Source organism: Hymenobacter sediminis (genome assembly GCF_003231285.1).
Taxonomy (GTDB): domain Bacteria; phylum Bacteroidota; class Bacteroidia; order Cytophagales; family Hymenobacteraceae; genus Hymenobacter; species Hymenobacter sediminis.
Genome location: NZ_QKNS01000004.1, coordinates 20919 through 39982, shown reverse-complemented (window position 1 = coordinate 39982; position 19064 = coordinate 20919). Strand labels below are relative to the sequence as shown.

Annotated in this window: 15 protein-coding genes; 2 read left to right on the top strand and 13 right to left on the bottom strand. The window is 54.8% G+C overall.

All coding sequences use genetic code 11. The features are described from left to right. Positions 1-132: 132 nt before the first annotated feature. The 7 genes from lysS to DNI29_RS11710 form a co-directional block, all read right to left on the bottom strand. Complete coding sequence (lysS, locus tag DNI29_RS11740) at positions 133-1695, bottom strand: lysine--tRNA ligase (protein WP_110978309.1); 1563 nt, start codon at positions 1693-1695, stop codon at positions 133-135. Between the two features lie 215 nt (positions 1696-1910). After that, entirely contained in the window at positions 1911-2948 is a 1038-nt protein-coding gene (locus DNI29_RS11735; RefSeq protein WP_238388075.1) for a hypothetical protein, read from the bottom strand. Between the two features lie 228 nt (positions 2949-3176). Next, positions 3177-5324, bottom strand: a complete 2148-nt coding sequence (locus tag DNI29_RS11730) for a carboxy terminal-processing peptidase (RefSeq protein WP_110978308.1) — start codon at positions 5322-5324, stop codon at positions 3177-3179. Between the two features lie 317 nt (positions 5325-5641). Continuing rightward, positions 5642-6520, bottom strand: coding sequence for a hypothetical protein (locus DNI29_RS25440; protein ID WP_438834628.1), 879 nt, complete (start codon positions 6518-6520; stop codon positions 5642-5644). A 192-nt stretch (positions 6521-6712) separates the two neighbouring features. After that, positions 6713-7081: a hypothetical protein gene (locus tag DNI29_RS11720; protein ID WP_110978307.1), complete on the bottom strand. Its 369-nt coding sequence runs from the start codon at positions 7079-7081 to the stop codon at positions 6713-6715. 126 nt (positions 7082-7207) lie between these two features. After that, positions 7208-8395 carry a proline dehydrogenase family protein gene (locus DNI29_RS11715; protein WP_110978306.1) on the bottom strand — a complete coding sequence of 396 codons (1188 nt, stop codon included), beginning with the start codon at positions 8393-8395 and terminating at the stop codon, positions 7208-7210. A 194-nt stretch (positions 8396-8589) separates the two neighbouring features. Then, the gene (locus DNI29_RS11710; RefSeq protein WP_110978305.1) at positions 8590-9045 is read right to left on the bottom strand and encodes a hypothetical protein; all 456 of its coding nucleotides are present in this window, start codon (positions 9043-9045) and stop codon (positions 8590-8592) included. 124 nt (positions 9046-9169) lie between these two features. On the opposite strand from DNI29_RS11710, the gene aroB reads away from it, so the two are divergent. Both aroB and DNI29_RS11700 read left to right on the top strand, forming a co-directional pair. Next, positions 9170-10210 carry a 3-dehydroquinate synthase gene (gene aroB / locus DNI29_RS11705; protein WP_262510220.1) on the top strand — a complete coding sequence of 347 codons (1041 nt, stop codon included), beginning with the start codon at positions 9170-9172 and terminating at the stop codon, positions 10208-10210. A gap of 90 nt (positions 10211-10300) precedes the next feature. After that, positions 10301-11602 (top strand): 3-phosphoshikimate 1-carboxyvinyltransferase, encoded by a 1302-nt coding sequence (locus tag DNI29_RS11700; protein WP_317048756.1) that lies wholly within the window; start codon positions 10301-10303, stop codon positions 11600-11602. A gap of 215 nt (positions 11603-11817) precedes the next feature. Here the strand turns inward: DNI29_RS11700 and DNI29_RS11695 are convergent, their stop codons facing one another. The 6 genes from DNI29_RS11695 to DNI29_RS11670 all read right to left on the bottom strand — a co-directional run bounded on the left by DNI29_RS11695 (position 11818) and on the right by DNI29_RS11670 (position 18957). Then, a complete protein-coding gene (locus tag DNI29_RS11695; protein WP_110978711.1) occupies positions 11818-12600 on the bottom strand; it encodes an ABC transporter substrate-binding protein in 783 nt (260 codons plus the stop codon). A 134-nt stretch (positions 12601-12734) separates the two neighbouring features. Then, the gene (locus tag DNI29_RS11690) at positions 12735-13805 is read right to left on the bottom strand and encodes a M42 family metallopeptidase (RefSeq protein WP_110978302.1); all 1071 of its coding nucleotides are present in this window, start codon (positions 13803-13805) and stop codon (positions 12735-12737) included. Between the two features lie 36 nt (positions 13806-13841). After that, positions 13842-14156 carry a hypothetical protein gene (locus tag DNI29_RS11685; protein WP_110978301.1) on the bottom strand — a complete coding sequence of 105 codons (315 nt, stop codon included), beginning with the start codon at positions 14154-14156 and terminating at the stop codon, positions 13842-13844. 17 nt (positions 14157-14173) lie between these two features. Beyond that, the gene (locus tag DNI29_RS11680) at positions 14174-15742 is read right to left on the bottom strand and encodes an acyl-CoA carboxylase subunit beta (RefSeq protein ID WP_110978300.1); all 1569 of its coding nucleotides are present in this window, start codon (positions 15740-15742) and stop codon (positions 14174-14176) included. 117 nt (positions 15743-15859) lie between these two features. Further along, on the bottom strand, positions 15860-16255 hold the full coding sequence (locus tag DNI29_RS11675) for a hypothetical protein (RefSeq protein WP_123823222.1): 396 nt from the start codon (positions 16253-16255) through the stop codon (positions 15860-15862). An 80-nt stretch (positions 16256-16335) separates the two neighbouring features. Beyond that, the gene (locus DNI29_RS11670) at positions 16336-18957 is read right to left on the bottom strand and encodes an ATP-dependent Clp protease ATP-binding subunit (RefSeq protein WP_110978298.1); all 2622 of its coding nucleotides are present in this window, start codon (positions 18955-18957) and stop codon (positions 16336-16338) included. Positions 18958-19064 lie beyond the last annotated feature (107 nt).

Below are 19064 nucleotides of genomic sequence, written 5' to 3'. Positions count from 1 at the left end.
GTAAAATCGTACAGGCCCATCGCAAGCTTCTTCAGGCAAAGGCTGTTCAACGGACAGAATTAGTCAGTTACAAAAGAAAGCCTCCCGCTGCTTATTAGCGGGAGGCTTTCTGACGTTTAGGGGGGTAGGGAACTACGCTTCCGCCTCGGGCTTCGGCGCGTTTTCCGACTTGGTGTACTCCGGCTTCATTTGCGGGAAGAAGAGCACGTCCTGAATGGAGTTCGAGTTGGTCATAATCATGCTCAGGCGATCAATGCCAATGCCCAGACCGGCCGTAGGCGGCATGCCGTACTCCAGGGCGCGCAGGAAGTCCTCGTCGAGTACCATGGCCTCGGTGTCGCCGCGCTTGCCCAGTTCCAGTTGGTCTTCGAAGCGCTGGCGCTGGTCGATGGGGTCGTTCAGTTCCGAGAAGGCGTTGCAGATTTCCTTACCGTTGCAGATTGCCTCAAAGCGTTCCACCAAGCCCGGCTTGCTACGGTGCTTCTTGGCCAGCGGCGACATTTCCACGGGGTAATCAGTGATGAACGTGGGCTGAATCAGCTTAGGCTCCACATGCTCCCCGAAGATTTCATCAATGATTTTGGCTTTGCCCATGCTCGGGTCGAGGGCCACTTTCAGGTCCTTGGCGGCAGCACGCAGCTCTTCCTCGCTCTTGCCATCAATGTTGAAGCCCGTGTAGTGCTCAATGGCTTCGGCCATGGTAAAGCGCTTCCAGGGGCGCTGGAAGTTGATGAGGTTTTCACCCACCTGCACTTCGGTTTTGCCGTGCAGCGTGAGGGCCACGCGCTCCACCATTTCCTCCACCAAGTCCATCATCCAGTAGTAGTCCTTGTAGGCTACGTACAGCTCCATTTGGGTGAACTCCGGGTTGTGGAACCGGCTCATGCCTTCGTTACGGAAGTCCTTCGAGAATTCATACACCCCGTCGAAACCACCCACGATGAGGCGCTTCAGGTACAGCTCGTTGGCAATGCGCAGGTAGAGCGTCATGTCCAGCGTGTTGTGGTGGGTTTTGAACGGACGGGCCGCCGCGCCACCGTACAAAGGCTGCAGGATGGGCGTTTCCACCTCCAGGTAGCCTTTGTCATTGAGGTAGTTGCGCATAGCCTGCACCAGTTGGGTCCGCTTCACGAAAGCGTCGCGCACGTGCGGGTTTACTACCAGGTCCACGTAGCGCTGGCGGTAACGCTGCTCAGGGTCGGTGAAGGCGTCGTAGGTGATTTTCTCGCCGGTGGCTTCATCTACCCGCTCTTTTACCACGGGCAGGGGGCGCAGGCTCTTGCTTAGCAGCGTGAAGCCGGTTACGTGGATGGAGGTTTCGCCTACCATCGTCTTAAACACATGGCCCTTCACGCCCACAAAGTCGCCGAGGTCCACGAGCTTCTTGAATACCGTGTTATACAGCTCCTTGTCTTCACCGGGGCAGATTTCGTCGCGGTTGATGTAAAGCTGAATGCGGCCCGAAGCGTCCTGCAGCTCCGCGAACGAGGCCTTGCCCTTCACCCGAATCGACATCAGGCGGCCGGCCAGGCTGACATCCTGAAAGTTGTTGAGCTCGGGGTGGTAGTTCTCGAGAATCTCCTGGGCGTAGAAGTTCACGTCGAACAGCTCGGAGGGGTAGGGCTCAATGCCGAGCTTCTGGAGCTCTTCCAATTTGCCACGACGGATTATCTCCTGTTCGCTGAGGTGCTGCATGGTACAAGGTCTAAAAAGAAAGCCCACGCGGGGCTAGTAAAGTCAAGCTGCAAAAATAGCGCGGCTCCAACACTTATTTGCATAAACCACCGAAGAGTTGGATAGTTGCCCAAAATGTAGTGGTGGTAAGCTCAGCACAAACAAAAAGCGCCGGCCCAGGGGGCCAGCGCTTACGTGTATATGCAGTCGGACTACTAAAAAAAGCTCGGGGTACCTTAGGCCGCCATGCGCATGGTCGGCTCGTTGTCGCGGAGCTGGGGCTCAACGCGGGTTTGTAGGCGCTCCTGCACAAATGAGTTCTGCAAGTGCTTCGGCAGCTCAGCCACCAGTTGCTGGTAGCGCTCCAGCCCCATAGCCTTGGCCACGTAGGTTTCGTGGATGCCGTTGAGGTAGCTCACAATGTTGAGCAAGGACTGGTGGAATAGCTTGAAGTCAATCTCAGCCTCCACGAAGCGCTCAATCTCGCGGCTTGTCTGGGAGATGCGCAGGCGGCCCAACAGGTCGAAGATAGTGGTGTAGCCGAGGCGCCAGGTAATCTGCTGCCAGTGAGCAGCCGTCCACTTATCCAGCACCTTGCCCGTCTTCTGACTGCGCAGCGCTGTGTTCGGGTTGGCTTGCACTTGCTGGCGGGTGGCTTGGGCCTTCAGCTTGCGGGTAGTGCGCAGGAACTGCCCGATCTGAGCCTGAGCGTCAATCTCCTTGCTGGCAATGTGCAGCCCGGCTTTGTAGCCAGCCAGGGGTAGGCGGTGAATGCTGAAGTCGCCGTAGGCACCGGCCGCATAGAAGGATATGGGGCGAGGGTAGGCATTGCGCACCACCAGACGCCCTACCTCCCGGCGAATCAGGGAAGGGTTGTTGCTGCGGACGCCGGCCGTGTACAGGAAAGCCTGCAACCCAGCCATGATGGTATGATAGGCCTGCGGGAAGGTCCAGTGCAGAGCATTGCGCAAGTAGTCTTCATCGCCCAGCTCGGCAGTGGCGCGCAGGGCGTACTCAGTGCTCCAGCTAGCGTGCAGCAGCTTAGTAATAGCTTGCACGTCGGCGTCAGTCAGCTCAGCTTGGTGAGCCCGGAAGAAAGGCAGGTGCTGCAGACCGCCCATGGCGTCGTCAGCTTCCTGAATGTGGTAGTTGATTGCGAAGAAGTAGTTAAGGAACACCTGGGCCGGAATGGATTTGCGCCAGATTTCCTCAGCCTGCTTCTGCTCTTCCGTAACGAGCGGAATAATGGTCGTTTCCATGTTCATCGTTGTCATGCTTTATAAACCAATATAGCATGTTTTGAGTTCTTATTTGCTAAAAATATTGACACGAATATATAAAATCAAATGCATGATTTACAGACGTTTATATGTGAATAAATAACTGTAGCAAATAAATTTTTTAGGGTCGATTTGCTAATGATTCATGATGGATTGATGAAAAGCCAAAAAAGCCCCTGCACAGCTAGTGTGCAGGGGCTTTTTATTGAGCTATTACTGAAATTAAATCTGGTCTTTCAGCACGGCTACAGCTTCACGCAGGGTGATGTCCTTTTTCAAGGGCTTCACGAAACGGGAAGCACGGTTCACCTTAATGGTATCGGCACCCAACTGGCGCAGATCGAAGGTCAGGGGAGCAATAGCAATAGGATGAGCCGCATTCTGGATGGTCTCATACTTATCTGACTCCAGCTTAGCCTGCTCCTGTTCAGCACGGTAGTTGGCCAGCTTCAGCGACACTTTCGTGTCATCCTTGCGCTTCACCATTCGGGCCACCATGTCAGAGAGCTGCTTGAAGCTGGCGCTGGCATTCACGCGAGCCTGGCTAGCCTGGCGCAGCTTGTCGATAGGCGGTGCCGCATTCCAGGCGCGGTAGCGGGCCGGCGTGATTTCATCCCACTTCAGGGGGTAGTCAGTTTCTTTCTCGCCTTGGTCGAGGTAGCTGTAAGCATCGGGCAGAATGATGTCCGGAATAACGCCTTTGAACTGCGTCGAGCCACCGTTGATGCGGTAGAACTTTGAGGTCGTCAGCTTCAGCGAACCGAAAGGCTTGATGCTGTTGAACTCGGCTGGCATGGCGTCATCGAGGTCAAAAATGCGCTGCACGGTACCCTTGCCATAAGTGCTGGCCGAGCCCATTACTACCCCACGCTTGTAGTCCTGAATAGCAGCAGCCAGAATTTCAGAAGCCGAGGCACTGTACTTGTTTACCAGCACAACCAGCGGACCGCCGTACTGCACACGCGGGTCACGGTCGTTGAGGATGGTAGGAGCACCCTGGGGGTTACGTACCTGTACTACGGGGCCGCTATCCACGAACAGACCAGCCATTTCCACGGCGTCCTGCAAAGAACCGCCGCCGTTGAAGCGCAGGTCGAGCACAACGCCCTGCACGTTTTCAGCTTTCAGCTTTTCCAGTTCTTTCTTCACGTCAGCAGCCGAGCTACGGCCACCGTTGTCATTGAAGTCGGCGTAGAAGTTAGGCAGCTTGATGTAGCCCAGCTTGGTGCCATTTTCGTTGATAGTGGCCGACTGCGCGTAGGTTTCCTCAATCACTACCACATCCCGGATGATGGAAATGATTTTGGTGCTGGCATCAGGTTTTTTCACCGTCAGGCGTACTTCCGTGCCTTTCTTGCCCTTGATGAGTGCTACTACTTTATCCAAGCGCATGCCTTCTACTGATACTGGTTCGGCCGTGCCCTGAGCTACTCGCAAAATCAGGTCACCGGCTTTCAGCTCGCCTTGGCGGTAGGAGGCGCTACCCGGAATAATGTCGGCTACCTTGATCTGACCGTCCTTTTCCTGCAGCGAAGCACCAATGCCTTCGAAGCGGCCGGTCATGGCAATATCAAAGGTTTCCTTATCACGCGGAGCGAAGTACTCAGTGTGAGGGTCGTAGGTGTTAGCAATGGTGTTGGCATACATAGCCAACCGGTCATTGGCATCGTTTTGCTGCAGGTCTTTGAAGTAGTCATCAAAGTATTTCTGCACCCGCTTGCGGGCTTCGGCTTCCATCTGAGCTGGAGTGCGGGTAGGCTCCGAGGTGGTAGCTGGGGAAGGGGTAGCAGAAGTAGAAGCCAAAGGCTTGTCCTTCTTCTTCGCCTGCTCGTCCATCATCTCCGATACGCGCACCATCGTCTGGTATTTCAGAAACTTGCGCCACTCTTCGCGCTGTGCGGCAGCGTTGGCAGCAAATGTCACCTTGTCCGACTCTGTCTCGAAGGTTTCATCGGTGGTAAAATCGAAAGGCTTCGACAGGATGTCTCGGTACAGACCCTGAATATCCTTCACGCGCTGAGCCATCAGCTGGGTGCTCAGGTCCAGAAACTCGTGCGTGCCGCGCTGCACCTGGTTATCGATGTCGTTCTGGTACTTGCGCAGTTGCTCTACGTCGGACTGCAACAAAAACTTCTTGCTACCGTCCAGGCGCTTTAAGTACAGATCAAAAACACGTTTGGAGAAGGCGTCATCAATGCGCTCGGGCTGGTAGTGAGCCTGGCTTAAGCCCTGGAGCATGGCTTTAATGAGAACTTCATCCTTTTGAGGGGGACGGCCATCGTTGCGCCGGTACAGCTTATAGGAAGCCAATACGAACACCGCCAGCAACACCGAGGCATAAAGGCCTATCTTGAGTCGGGGGGAAGACATGAACTAACGGGGATGAAATGAAGAAAAGTCGGAAGAAAGGAGCCTGCTAAAGGCTACGCACAGGCAATGCCGGCGGTTTTAAGGAAAACGTCGGGGGTAAGGAAATAAGTGCCCATGCGGGGTCTTCAATATCATTCTAAAGGTGGAAAAGAGTCCGGAGAGGTTGCATCCGCGAAACCTAGTGCCCGCCGAATATATGCAGATTAGCAAGTAAGCACGGAATTGGGAATGCGCCACAGCTTCGGCTTCTGAAAAGCAAAAAAGCTCTTCCTGCCCGAAGGCAGGAAGAGCTTTTTTATTGCAAACCTGTTGCCAGATTAGTAGCGACGTACTTTGTCGCCGCTGTGACGACGGAATTCTTCTTCGAAATAACGAGCGTCTTCCTCGTTGCGAGGACGCACACCCATTACGATGTTACCGTTTTTCACGTCGCTTTCATATTCAGCAGCGTGCTCTTCCGGAATGCCCGAGCCTACCAAGGCGCCTACTAGGCCACCCGTCAGACCACCGGCACCAGCACCGGCCAGTGCAGCAGCAATTGGGCCAGCAATTACCAAGCCCAGGCCTGGCAGAGCTACCGACGTACCAATGGCGGCAATGGCACCGATGATAGCACCAGCCGTGCCACCGATAGCCGAGCCTACGCCAGCACCTTCCATGGCTTTGTCGCCAAGCTCAGTGTCGGGGGTGTGGTCGCCAAAGTGAGTTTTGCGGGTGTCGTCCGACATCAGCACGTTCACGTCATCTTTGCTATAACCACGCGTCGAGAGCGACTGGTATGCACGCTCAGCGCTGTCACGGTCACGGAACGAACCGTAGGTAGAGGAACCGTAAGTAGTGTTGCTACCCGTCACAGCGCGAGCAGCGTCGCCAGCGGCGTTCTGCACGGCATCAACGCCAGCACCTACCGTAGCACCAGCCGAACCGGCTACAGAGGCACCTTTTTGCGTAGCGCTGTAGTCATGATGAGGATTGGTGTCAGCACCCGAAGTGCTAGACGAGCCATAAGAAGAGGACGAAGACGAACCCAGGCCACCTTGGTTAGCAGAATCACCGGTGTTGGCGTTACCCATGTTGCCGCTAGAGTTGGTGCTGCCAGTGCCGGCACCGTAGCCAGAGCCAGCCGAGCCAGTACCATAGTTAGCGCCTGAACCAGTACCAGTGTTAGTCGGGTTGTTTGATTCGTTGGTGTTCATAAGGGTGGAGTTGAAGTTAATTGGAAAGGAGAGAGTACTCCGAAGTGGACTATAAATGAAAAGAATAATCCAACATTCGGTTTCGAGATGCTTAACGGTAGCAGGTCAAGCGGGGTTGCAGAAATAATTCGGCTTTCCTCTTCTCTCGCCAGTCAAAAAAGGCTTCAACGGCCCCTTAAGGGCAATTATAGCTCAAGCAAATTTTTCAAAGTTGCCAGCGTCTTTCCAAAATTCCCGGCACTCGCGGCGCATGGTTTTCAAAAAGTCTTCTTGTTGCTTCAGGGTACGCCACTCACCTAAACCCAGCCGCTCACAGAGCTTATAAAAATTGTCGCCTTGGCCTTTAGAGCCTTCTACTTTTACTAGGCAGCTCAAAACAGGGCGGCCATCACGAAACTCCGTTTCGGAAATCTCCGCCAGAATTTCGTTGAGGCGGGCTTTCTCATGAGAAATGTCCAGGTTAAGTCCCAGTTCGGCTTCTTGGACCAGATTTAAGTAGCTGGTAGTGCCTACCTGGGTGCGGGCAAAACGAATCAAATGGCTGCGTACTCGGCCGGTCATGGGCGGGAATCGGGGGAAAGTGAAAGCGGAATGTAGCAAAAAAAACACCCGCTGCACCGGGCAAAAACCCAGGCAGCGGGTGGGCGCTAACCAAAACTGTGCCGTTCAACTATATAGGAATAGAACTTAGGCTTTCCGGCGGTTCATTTCTTTTTGAATCAGCAGAAACTCGCGGCTGCTCTGGCCCGCAATAGCCGTATTCTCATCGGCGCGCCGGAGCAGGTAGGGCATCACAGCTTCCACGGGGCCATAGGGTACGTACTTAGCTGTATTATAGCCGGCGTGAGCTAGGTTATAGCTCAGGTTGTCGCTCATGCCATAAAGCTGTGCGAACCACACACGCTGGTCGTTGGGTTGCAGACCGCGTTCCTGCATCAGCTCGGTAAGGAGGAGGGAGCTGGCTTCGTTGTGCGTGCCGGCGCAAATGCTGATGCGGTCAATATGCTCAATGCAATAGCGCAGGGTTTCGTTGTACAGGTCATCGGTTGCCTGTTTGCTGGGGTTGATGGGGGTAGTACGGCCATGCTGAGCAGCTACGCGGCCTTCCTTCTCCATATAGGCTCCCCGCACCAGTTTTCCGCCCAGGAAATAGCCTCCACGTACAGCATCAGCGTGCGCTTTTTTCAGGGCATCAAGCCGGTCGTGGCGGTAAAGCTGGTAAGTATTCCAGACAATGGCCGACTCCCGGTTGTAGCGCTGCATCATTTCGTAGGTAAGCTGATCAATGGTTTCCTGAAACCAGCTTTCCTCAGCATCTACAAACACGCGCACTCCGTACTGATGAGCCCGGGCGCAAATGGCATTAATCCGTTTTTTGGTCCGCTCAAAGCTGGCCTGCTCGGCAGGAGATAAGGGAGTACCCTGCTGAATCTTTTCCAGAATAGCGGCGTCGCCTACCCCCGTAACCTTGAACACAGAGAATGGAATGTTCTGGGAGCGGTGCGCCAGGTCGATGGTAGCTAGCAACTCAGTGGTGGTAGCATCGAAGCTCTTATCGTCGCCTTCTCCCTCAACCGAGTAGTCTAGAATGGTACCGATGTGGTAGCGGCCCAACTCCTGAATCACAGGCAGGCATTCCTGAATAGACTCACCCCCACAGAACTGCTCGAAAATAGATTTCTTGATCAGAAATTTTGTGCCCGGCAGATGCCATTTTAATGCTGCCTTCATCAGCCCGCCGCCGGTTTTCACCAGCGAGTTGTTGTTCATGGCTGCAAACAAAGCGTACATCTTACGCAACTCGCCATCCGATTTGGAGGCGAAGGCAACGGCAGTATCGTCGAAGGAAACGGGTGGAGCTTGCGTTACAGGCATTGGAGGGTGGTAGAGATAAGTGGCAACTGGGTGGTCACAGCGGCAAAGATAGCCGGTAAACACCGTTCGGAATTGGATAGTTGCTTGATTACCTACCTACCCGCTCCGCAGCCCTCAATCCTGAGGTTTGTAGCGCCTCGCTTAGCTAGCCCGTGGCAGCTGCCTACCCCTGCTGCTAGCCCAAACCCCTCCTGTTAGAACGCCTTACTCCCCTGCACCTGTACGGATACTTCCGGCGCCGCTCTTATATAAGTATGCCCCGATATTTTGCCGCTGGCATCCTGCAGGTGCAGCCGATTGCCTGAAATAGAATAGTACTGGTTGTTCTGGTAGCCGCGGTAAATAATAACGTGCTGCGAAGAGCGACCAAAGCCATTCATAACCCGACGTACCGAAAACGCGGCGGCGCTTACCAACTGGCCATCTTGGTAAAAGCGGGCGCGACCCCGGCGGTCAAATTCTACCAGTACGCGGTGGCCGGTGTTCTCCGGGGTCAGAGACTTGTGGTTGTTGGTTTCGGTCTGCTGCCACTCCCAACGGCCTACCAATTTTTCTTCCACAGTAGGCACTGAGTCGCGGCTACAGCTGCCTAAGGCCAGCCCGCCGCCTGCTAATGCTACAGTAATTACACTACGAGTAAAATACGCCATAACTTAATAGAAAGTAAGTTGCACTTGTATGAGCAGAACTCAGGCTGAATAGTTGCATCAAAGCAAGCTATTTTTGTTCGATTTCTCTTTACTGACAGTGAAGTTTTTTTAAAACGATATTATTTTGAACGAAAACCTGTTCATAGGGTCCAGCGCATTAGCTGCCTTGGCGGAAATAGTCCGTCGGCCCGCTATCAGCCGGGTGTTTGTGTTGTTTGACATCAACACGGCCCGCTACTGTCGGCCCTTACTTGAAAAGCACTTGCCTGAAGGGTATACTCCCATTGAAATTCCGGCTGGGGAGGAGTATAAAACACTGGCGACCTGTGAAACCGTCTGGACTGCGCTGACTGAGGCCCAGGCCGACCGGCACGCCCTGCTGGTGAACGTAGGCGGCGGGGTAGTGACGGACTTGGGAGGCTTTTGCGCGGCGCTTTATAAGCGTGGAATTCCGTTTGTGCAGGTGCCTACTACCCTGCTGGCGCAGGTAGATGCCAGCGTGGGCGGTAAAACCGGCGTCGATTTTCTGGGCTTTAAAAACCAGATTGGGGTATTTCAGGAGCCTTTAGCCGTGTGCATTGAGCCCCGCTTCCTGCAAACCCTGGACCCACGCCAGCTGAAAGCTGGCTACGCCGAAGTGGTAAAGCACTGGCTGATTGCCGACGCAGCTGCATTTGCGCGGAACCGCTCAATAGGCATTATGCTAGACGACTGGACTTCCACAATTCAGGAGTCAGTGGGCCTGAAGCAGCAGATTGTGCGGCAGGATCCGCTGGAAAGCGGCCTGCGCAAGCTCCTAAACTTTGGTCACACGGTGGGCCATGCCCTGGAAAGCTATCTGCTCACCCAGCCGGGCCGTGAGATTCTGCACGGTGAGGCCGTAGCGGCTGGCATGATCTGCGAGGCGTGGTTAAGCCACCACAAAGGATTGCTAAGCGACACCGAGCTGGATCAGATAGAAACCTTCCTGTTCTCGATATTTGAGAAAGTGCAGTTCGTGACGCTGGAAACCGAAGCCATTGCAGAATATGCGCAGCAGGACAAGAAAAACTCTGGCTCTACCATCAACTGTACCCTGCTCGAAGGCATTGGCCGTGGAGTGTATAACCAGCCTGTTACTCTGGAGGAAATTGCCGCTTCTTTGCGGTACTACCATCGGTTGTAGATAATAGCTCTCGAAGCTCCAGCTTCGTTTCTGGTGGCTGAATCAACGTGTAAGAAATTAGCCACTAGCCATGTTTCATGAAGTGCGAAGCTGGAGCTTCCGCTTACAACTCTTGCCATCATCATTAACTCTTCCATAACCCTTACCTGGGCGGGCGGCCCGCTTCGGGGTAAAGCACAGGTGCCAGCCTCGAAAAGTGAAAGTAACCGCGCCCTGATCATCAGAGCATTGGCGGAAGGCGGCGAAGTCAGTAACCTCTCCGATGCCAACGACACGCGCCTGATGCAGCGCCTGCTGCAAGACCCCACCGCGCCCACTTTCGATGCCGAAGATGCCGGAACCGTGATGCGCTTCCTGACTGCCTACCTGGCCATGACGGGCCGGCAAACCGAGCTGACTGGTACAGCCCGTATGCTAGAGCGTCCCATCGGAGTCTTGGTAGATGCCCTACGCCAGCTGGGAGCCCGCATTGAGTACACCGGCCAGGAGGGCTACCCCCCGCTCCGGCTGCAAGGCCGCACCCCACAGCCTGCTACCGAGGAAGATGCAGATTTCACCGAGCTGACCGTGCGCGGGGATATCAGCAGCCAGTACATTTCGGCTTTGCTTATGATTGGGCCTACACTACCACACGGTCTGCGCATCTGGCTGACGGGCAAGGTAGGCTCCCGGCCCTATATCCGAATGACGCAGGCCCTGATGCAGCACTTCGGGGCGCAATGCCGCGACCTGGGCGAGGTGCTGGAAGTGCGGCCGCAGGCCTACCAACCCACCAACTATACCGTAGAAGGCGACTGGTCGGCGGCCAGCTACTGGTACGCCATGGTTGCCTTGGCTCCAGCAGGCTCCTCGCTCACCCTACCCACGCTGCGCCGCTATTCCTGGCAGGGCGACCAGGCTATTGTGAGCATTATGGAAAAGCTGGGCGTGAAAACTGAGTTTCTGGCCGATGAAGCTGTGCGCCTCACGCAGGTGGAGCCGGCCACGTCGCTGACCCAGGATTTTACCGATTGTCCTGACTTAGCGCAAACCGTGGCTGTGGTAGCAGCGGCCCTCGGCATCCCAACGGAAATGACCGGCTTGGAAAGCCTGCGCATCAAGGAAACCGACCGAATTGCGGCACTGCAGCTAGAGTTGGCCAAGTTCGGCGGGGCTCTGACCGATGAAGGTGAGGGCCGATTCCGGGTGTCTGCAGAAGATTTTCGGGTAGAAGGCCAGACTGTGGCTACCTACCACGACCACCGCATGGCTATGGCCTTTGCCCCCCTGGCCCTGCGAGGCCCCCTGACGGTAGAGGCTCCTCAGGTAGTGCGCAAGTCCTACCCCCAATTCTGGAAGGAACTAGAGCAGGCGGGTTTTCAAACTGACCCCGTGCCAGCTCCGGTGTACTAAGTTATCATAAAAGTAAGAAGCCACTTTCTGATGCAGAAAGTGGCTTCTTACTTTTATGATGAACGAGAGTTTGGAATAGACCCGGGGGTAGCGACGGTTCTTGAGGGTCATAGGCCTCTTTACTCAATCCTCGATAGTATGAATGCCCTGCTGCTCAGGGGATCTTCAGGGTAGACTTCGTCTGTTCTTGTTCAGGCTGATGAGCCGGCGCGGCTCTACTCAGCTATAAGCTCCCGAAAATAGGCCGCAGAGTACCGCAGCCGGCTGCCGTACCAGCTGAACAACTCCCCATCCACCATACGAATCCGGGCTTCGGGGCATATTTCCTGAAACTCCGCCACATGCTTTTCGCCAAAGGGGTATGGCTCGGACGATAGTAAAATTTGCTGGGGGGCAGCGGACCGGAGCAGTTCGGGTGTTATTTCAGGGTAGCGGCTGAGGTGACCAAACACGTTTCGGAAGCCCGCACGCTCCAGCATATCGTCGATGAAGGTTCCGCTGGCGGCCACTAGGTAGGGCTTGCGCCAGATAAAGTAAGCTGTCGGGATTGGGGCAGCAACAGGGGGTAGGGCGGCGAAGGAAGCCAGGATTTCCCGACCGACCTGCTCCGCCGCTTCCTTGCGACCGGTAATCAGGCCTAAACGCCGAATCATATCCACGGAGTCGGACAGCGTCAGGATGTCGCTCATCCATACAGGGTAGCGGGTGGCTAGCTGTTCAATTCCATCCTGATAATTCTCCTCCTTGTTGCCAATAATAAGGTCGGGGCGCAGCTCATCTATCTGCTCGAAGTGAAAATTCTTGGTCCCGCCGATAACCGCAGCCGATTTTCGGGCCTCAGCCGGGTGAATGCAGAATTTCGTGACGCCTACTACCCGTTCGCCCAACCCCAGGTCAAACAAAAGCTCTGTTTGCGAAGGTACCAACGACACAATCCGGCGCGGCGGAAACGGTACAGCCACGCGCCGGTTCATCTGGTCGGTTACAGTGAGTGGCATTTGTGGCGGTGGTACTAAGGGCATGCGGCCAGGGTTTAAGTCGGTGAGAGGAGAGTAGGAAAGAAAAAAGTGAGGCCACAAACTGAGGGTTACCCAGCCTGAAGCCTCACTTTTTGCAGCTGTTTCGCTATTGCTTAACTGAAATAGCGAAAATCGTGGCCGTCCTCAATACGCAGTAGGGTTTCGTAAATGAGGCGGGTTACGTTCTCTACGTCGTCCTTGTGCACCGTTTCTACGGTGGTATGCATGTACTTGAGGGGTAGGGAAATCAGGGCCGAAGCTACACCAGCGCTTGAATAAGCGAAGGCGTCGGTGTCGGTGCCGGTGGCGCGGGTAGCAGCAGCGCGCTGGAACGGAATTTCTGCGGTTTGGGCCGTTTCAATAATAAGCTCCCGCAGGTTGTTCTGCACGGCCGGACCGTAAGTAATGACGGGGCCTTTGCCGCAGTGCAGATCGCCGGAGGTTTTCTTCTCATACATCGGGGCCTGCGTGTCGTGAATTACGTCCGTCACAATGGCCACGTCGGGCTGAATGCGGTGGGCAATCATTTCGGCCCCACGCAAACCAATTTCTTCCTGCACTGCATTCACAATGTAGAGGCCGAAAGGCAACTGCTTGCCGTTTTCTTTCAGCATGCGCGCTACCTCAGCAATCATGAAGCCACCCACGCGGTTATCGAGGGCCCGGCCCACATAGAACCGGTTGTTGAGCACCGAGAATTCGTCCTCGAAGGTTACCACCGAGCCTACATGAATGCCCATTTCCTCTACTTCTTCCCGGCTTGAGGCGCCGCAGTCGAGGAATACGGTTTCAATAGTCGGGGCTTTGTCCTGATCGGCCTTACGCACATGAATGGCGGGCCAGCCGAACACCGCCTTCACAATGCCCTTCTTGGTGTGGATGTTCACGCGCTTGCTGGGGGCTACCAAGGGGTCGGAGCCGCCGTTTTTGCGCAGGTAGAGGTAGCCTTCCTTGGTGATGTAGTTCACGAAGTAGCTGATTTCGTCGGCGTGGGCCTCAATCACCACTTTGTATTTAGCCTCCGGGTTGATAACGCCTACCACGGTGCCATAGGTATCCACGAAATACTCGTCGATGTAGGGCTTAATATATTCCAGCCACAGCTGCTGGCCTTCTTTCTCGAAGCCAGTAGGAGAGGGATTATTCAGGTATTTCTGAAGAAAGTCGAATGATTCTTGACGCATAAAAGTCAGAAGCTACGGAAAGGAGAAAAGACAAGGTTAGCGTTGGAACCGTTGGGCACCTATCACGGTCCGTCCTACCAAGATTATTGTTGCCAGAAAAAAGATGGTGCCTCCAATAGAGACATTACCAAAGCTCACCAGACCAGCGGCCATTTGCCAGTAGCCAAGCACAAGCAAACTCCGTCCGGCCCAAGATGCCAGCCCCGCTTTATCGGTTACGCGAGCCGCATCATATCCAGCCAAAATTTCAACGTTGCCCCGCTGCACGGACCGTGCTAAGTACACGATAAGCGCACCCACCGCCATCAGCAGAATAGCGGGAAGAATATTGCTGGCTGAAAATACGTCCATACTAGGGGCCGCTAAGGTTACAACGGAATGTTTCCGTGCTTCTTACGGGGTAGGGTATCTACTTTGTTTTCCAACATTTTAAACGCCCGGATGAGCTTCTGCCGTGTTTGCGACGGCAAAATCACTTCGTCTACGAAGCCACGGTGGGCGGCGCGGTAGGGGGTAGCAAATTTCTGCTGGTATTCATCTACCTTTTCCTGGAGCTTGGCTTCGGGGTCTTCGGCCGCCGCTATTTCCCGCTTGAAAATGATTTCGGCCGCGCCCTTAGCCCCCATCACCGCAATTTCGGCGGTAGGCCAGGCGTAGTTCATATCAGCCCCAATGTGCTTGGAGTTCATCACGTCGTAGGCTCCGCCGTATGCCTTGCGCGTAATAACGGTGATGCGCGGTACGGTGGCTTCGCAGAAGGCGTAGAGCAGCTTGGCCCCGTTGGTGATGATGCCGCGCCACTCCTGGTCGGTGCCGGGTAGGAAACCGGGCACATCTTCCAGCACGAGCAACGGAATGTTGAACGAGTCGCAGAAGCGCACGAAGCGGGCGGCTTTGGTGGAGGCGTTGATGTCGAGTACGCCGGCCAGCACAGCGGGCTGGTTGCCCACAATGCCAATGCTCCGGCCGCCCAGGCGAGCAAACCCTACCACAATGTTTTCGGCGAAGTTCTGGTGCACTTCCATGAAGGAATCGGCATCAATGATGCCCTCAATTACCTCCCGGATGTCGTAGGGCTGGTTGGGGTTTTCGGGAATGATAGTGTCCAGCACCGCCCGCGACTCATCCAAGCCCGCTTCGTAGGGTAGGGCCGGGGCCGTTTCCTCGCAGTTCTGGGGCATATAGCTCAGCAGCGACTTCAGCTGATTGATGCAGGCTACCTCGTTCGGGGCCGTGAAGTGCGTCACGCCGCTTTTGGTAGAGTGGGTGCTAGCACCGCCCAGCTCTTCGCTGGTTACGTTTTCGTGGGTTACCGTCTTCACCACGTTCGGGCCAGTCACGAACATGTAGCTCGTGTCTTCCACCATCAGGATAAAGTCGGTGATGGCCGGCGAGTACACGGCACCACCGGCACACGGCCCCATAATGGCCGACAGCTGCGGTACTACCCCCGAAGCCAGGGTGTTCTTGTAGAAGATATCGGCGTAGCCACCTAAGCTTACTACCCCCTCCTGAATGCGGGCCCCGCCCGAGTCGTTCAGACCGATAACTGGGGCGCCGTTCTTCATGGCCAAGTCCATAATCTTCACGATTTTCTCGGCGTGAGTTTCGCTCAGCGAGCCGCCGAATACCGTGAAATCCTGGGAAAAGACATATACCAACCGGCCGTTCACAGTGCCATAGCCGGTTACTACCCCATCGCCGAGGTAGTACTCCTTGTCCAGGCCAAAGTCCTTGGAGCGGTGCATCACGAACTTGCCAATTTCCTCAAAGGAGCCTTCATCGAGCAGCAGGTCAATTCGCTCCCGGGCTGTGAGCTTGCCTTTCTTGTGCTGTGCATCAATGCGGGCCTGGCCGCCGCCAAGTAGGGCCTCCTGATTTTTCTGGTCGAGGATTTCGAGTTTGCTTAGTTGGGCTTCAGTGCGCGAATCAGACATTGGGTGGGCTTGAGGAAGTCGGTTTTGCTACTTAGGTCAGAAGCCAAAGGTAACGTACCCGTAAAGAAAAGCCGCACCAGAATTCTGGCGCGGCTTTATGATGGCTTACAGGGCAAATCAGTCGCTTCCTTGACATGTAACCTGTCCCGTGCTGAGTTTAATAGTAAGGAAACTATGCTTACCATAAATGACTTCCAATTTTGTGGAAGTGAGTTTGAGGTAGCGAACAGCTTGATGCACCGAAGCAGAGCCGCATTGGCTGGCCGCGTTGACTTTCCATAGAAACTTTTTGTCGCGACAAGCAACAATTGTTGATTCCTCAGTTGGAGAAATGAAGTAAACCGTCCCTTCTGCTGATAGTATGCCTCGCTTATCGGTAATGGCAAAATTGATTTCGCTTTGCTCAGTGATGAGCTTAGGATCGTAAGGATATTTGGGCGTAGAGCTTTGTAGATATTTTGAACTTAGCAATAGAATAGTAAGAAAGGGAATAAATACCAGATGCATATTCAAGATGTAACAGATAAGAGTTTAGTATAAATAAAAAGACCGACCTCTGCGAAGAGGCCGGTCTTTTTATTTATTTCAGATGATTACTCGCCTTTCTTCTTCGAGTCATTTGGCTCGTCATCGTTGGGCTCGGGAGCTTCCTCTGGCCGCTCATCGCTGGCGAGGTTGAGTTGCTCACCGCTCTTGCTTACAGCGAACGTCAACTCTTCAGCGCCAGCCGTGTAGTCGGCCGTGATAACGTCGCCTTGGGCAATTTCTGCCTTTAGGATTTCCTCGGCAATCGGGTCTTCGATGTACTTCTGGATGGCCCGGTTCAGCGGACGTGCACCGTATTTGGGGTCGTAGCCTTTCTCGGCCACGAAGTCCTTGGCGGCTTCGGTCAGCTCCACGCGGTAGCCCAGCGTCTGGATGCGGCCCAGCAGCTTCGACAGCGAAATGTCGATGATGCGGTGAATATCCTGCTTCTCCAGAGAGTTGAACACGATAACGTCGTCCAGACGGTTGAGGAATTCTGGCGAGAAGGTTTTACGCAGGGCATTGGTGATGGTGCCCTTGGTAATCTCATCCATGTTTTCCTGGCGAGCCTTGGTGCCGAAACCGATGCCAGCACCGAAGTCCTGCAGGTCACGGGCCCCAATGTTCGAGGTCATGATGATAATGGTATTGCGGAAGTCCACTTTACGGCCCAGACCGTCGGTCAGGATGCCATCGTCAAGCACCTGCAGCAACAGGTTGTACACGTCGGGGTGCGCCTTCTCAATCTCGTCGAGCAGAATTACAGAATAAGGCTTGCGGCGGATTTTCTCCGTCAGCTGACCGCCTTCCTCGTAGCCCACGTAGCCGGGAGGCGCGCCTACCAGGCGCGAGATGCTGAACTTCTCCATGTACTCCGACATGTCAATCCGCACCAGCGAATCTTCTTTGTCGAAGAGGTAGGTAGCCAGTACTTTGGCCAGCTCCGTTTTACCTACACCGGTCGGGCCGAGGAACACGAACGAACCAATCGGCTTCTTCGGGTCTTTCAGGCCTACGCGGGTGCGTTGAATTGCTTTCACAAGCTGGGCAATGGCCTTATCCTGGCCGATTACCTTGCCTTTCAGCTCTTCACCCATTTTCAGCAGCTTGGAGCTTTCGTTCTGAGCCACGCGCGAAACAGGGATGCCGGTCATCATGGCAATAACCTCAGCCACGTTCTCTTCCTTCACGGTGTAGCGCTTCTTCTTGGTCTCCTCTTCCCAATCCTTTTTGGCTTGGTCGAGTTGATCAATCAGCTTCTTCTCCGTGTCGCGAAGCTTGGCGGCTTCCTCGTATTTCTGCGACTTCACCACGCGGTTTTTCTCCGTCTTGATGTTCTCAATCTGCTCTTCGAGCTTAAGAATATCCTCCGGCACCACAATGTTGTTGATGTGCACGCGGGCACCAGCTTCATCGAGAATGTCGATGGCTTTGTCCGGTAGGAAGCGGTCCGACATGTAACGATCCGACAGCTTTACGCAGGCCTCAATAGCCTTGTCGGTGTAGTACACATGGTGGTGGTCCTGATACTTATCCTTGATGTTGTTCAGGATTTCGATGGTTTCCTCTGGCGTGGTGGGGTCCACCATTACCATCTGGAAACGACGAGCCAAGGCGCCGTCCTTCTCAATGTATTGGCGATACTCGTCGAGGGTAGTAGCACCGATGCATTGGATTTCGCCGCGAGCCAGAGCTGGCTTGAACATATTGGAAGCGTCCAGCGAGCCAGAAGCTCCGCCAGCACCTACAATCGTGTGCAGTTCGTCAATGAACAGGATAACGTCGGGCGACTTCTCCAGCTCGTTCATTACGGCCTTCATGCGCTCCTCAAACTGGCCACGGTATTTGGTGCCAGCTACCAGCGAGGCGAGGTCAAGCGTAACCACACGCTTCCCAAACAGCACGCGCGAAACCTTCTTCTGGATGATGCGCAGGGCCAAGCCTTCAGCAATAGCCGTCTTACCTACGCCGGGCTCACCAATCAGAATAGGGTTGTTCTTTTTGCGGCGCGACAGAATCTGAGCTACGCGCTCAATTTCCTTTTCGCGGCCTACAATGGGGTCGAGCTTGTCTTCCTCGGCGAGCTTGGTCAGGTCGCGGCCGAAATTGTCGAGCACCGGAGTTTTCGACTTTTCGTTGCCTTTGCGCGGAGCCGAGCCAGCCCCGGCACCGCCGCGGCCTGCTGAGCCCCCAAAGAGGCGGTCGTTGTCGTCGTCATCGGCCTCAGGGCCGTTGGTGGGGTTGTTCGCCGTGTTACCGTGGTAGTCCAGCGAATCACGTACGGATTCGTAGTTCACGTTGAATTTGCTCAGGATTTGGGACGAAATGTTGTCTTCATCGCGCAAAATCGACAGCAGCAAATGCTCCGTGCCAATGATTTCGCTCTTGAAGATTTTAGCTTCCAGGTAGGTAATCTTGAGGACTTTCTCGGTCTGCTTCGTCAGGGGAATGGAGCCGGTAATGCTGGTGCCCTGGGTAGCGGTATTGCGGGTAGCCTGTTCGAGGGCGTACTTCAGCTCGTCCACCGATACGCCCAGTTTCTTGAGCAAACCAATGGCCGTGCCTTCCCCCTCGCGAATCATGCCCAGCAATAGGTGTTCGGTACCGATATAGTCGTGCCCAAGCCGGATGGCTTCCTCCCGGCTCAGGGAGATGACCTCCTTGACACGATTTGAGAATTTAGCTTCCATGCAGATAAGGTAGTGAAGAAAAACGGAACCCCGCAAGCCCTAAAATAGGCGCTGGCGGGTTGGGCCGCTGTGCTCTGAAAACAGAAGGAGGCGGGCTAAGGTTCGGA

Bases quoted from the DNA above. Each gene is read 5' to 3' on its own strand.
- DNI29_RS11695 (WP_110978711.1), bottom strand. From the start codon at position 12,600: ATGCCACTCACTGTAACCGACCAGATGAACCGGCGCGTGGCTGTACCG.
- DNI29_RS11690 (WP_110978302.1), bottom strand. From the start codon at position 13,805: ATGCGTCAAGAATCATTCGACTTTCTTCAGAAATACCTGAATAATCCC.
- DNI29_RS11735 (WP_238388075.1), bottom strand. From the start codon at position 2,948: ATGACAACGATGAACATGGAAACGACCATTATTCCGCTCGTTACGGAA.
- DNI29_RS11720 (WP_110978307.1), bottom strand. From the start codon at position 7,081: ATGACCGGCCGAGTACGCAGCCATTTGATTCGTTTTGCCCGCACCCAG.
- DNI29_RS11715 (WP_110978306.1), bottom strand. From the start codon at position 8,395: ATGCCTGTAACGCAAGCTCCACCCGTTTCCTTCGACGATACTGCCGTT.
- DNI29_RS11685 (WP_110978301.1), bottom strand. From the start codon at position 14,156: ATGGACGTATTTTCAGCCAGCAATATTCTTCCCGCTATTCTGCTGATG.
- DNI29_RS11710 (WP_110978305.1), bottom strand. From the start codon at position 9,045: ATGGCGTATTTTACTCGTAGTGTAATTACTGTAGCATTAGCAGGCGGC.
- lysS (WP_110978309.1), bottom strand. From the start codon at position 1,695: ATGCAGCACCTCAGCGAACAGGAGATAATCCGTCGTGGCAAATTGGAA.
- DNI29_RS11670 (WP_110978298.1), bottom strand. From the start codon at position 18,957: ATGGAAGCTAAATTCTCAAATCGTGTCAAGGAGGTCATCTCCCTGAGC.
- DNI29_RS11680 (WP_110978300.1), bottom strand. From the start codon at position 15,742: ATGTCTGATTCGCGCACTGAAGCCCAACTAAGCAAACTCGAAATCCTC.
- DNI29_RS25440 (WP_438834628.1), bottom strand. From the start codon at position 6,520: ATGAACACCAACGAATCAAACAACCCGACTAACACTGGTACTGGTTCA.
- DNI29_RS11730 (WP_110978308.1), bottom strand. From the start codon at position 5,324: ATGTCTTCCCCCCGACTCAAGATAGGCCTTTATGCCTCGGTGTTGCTG.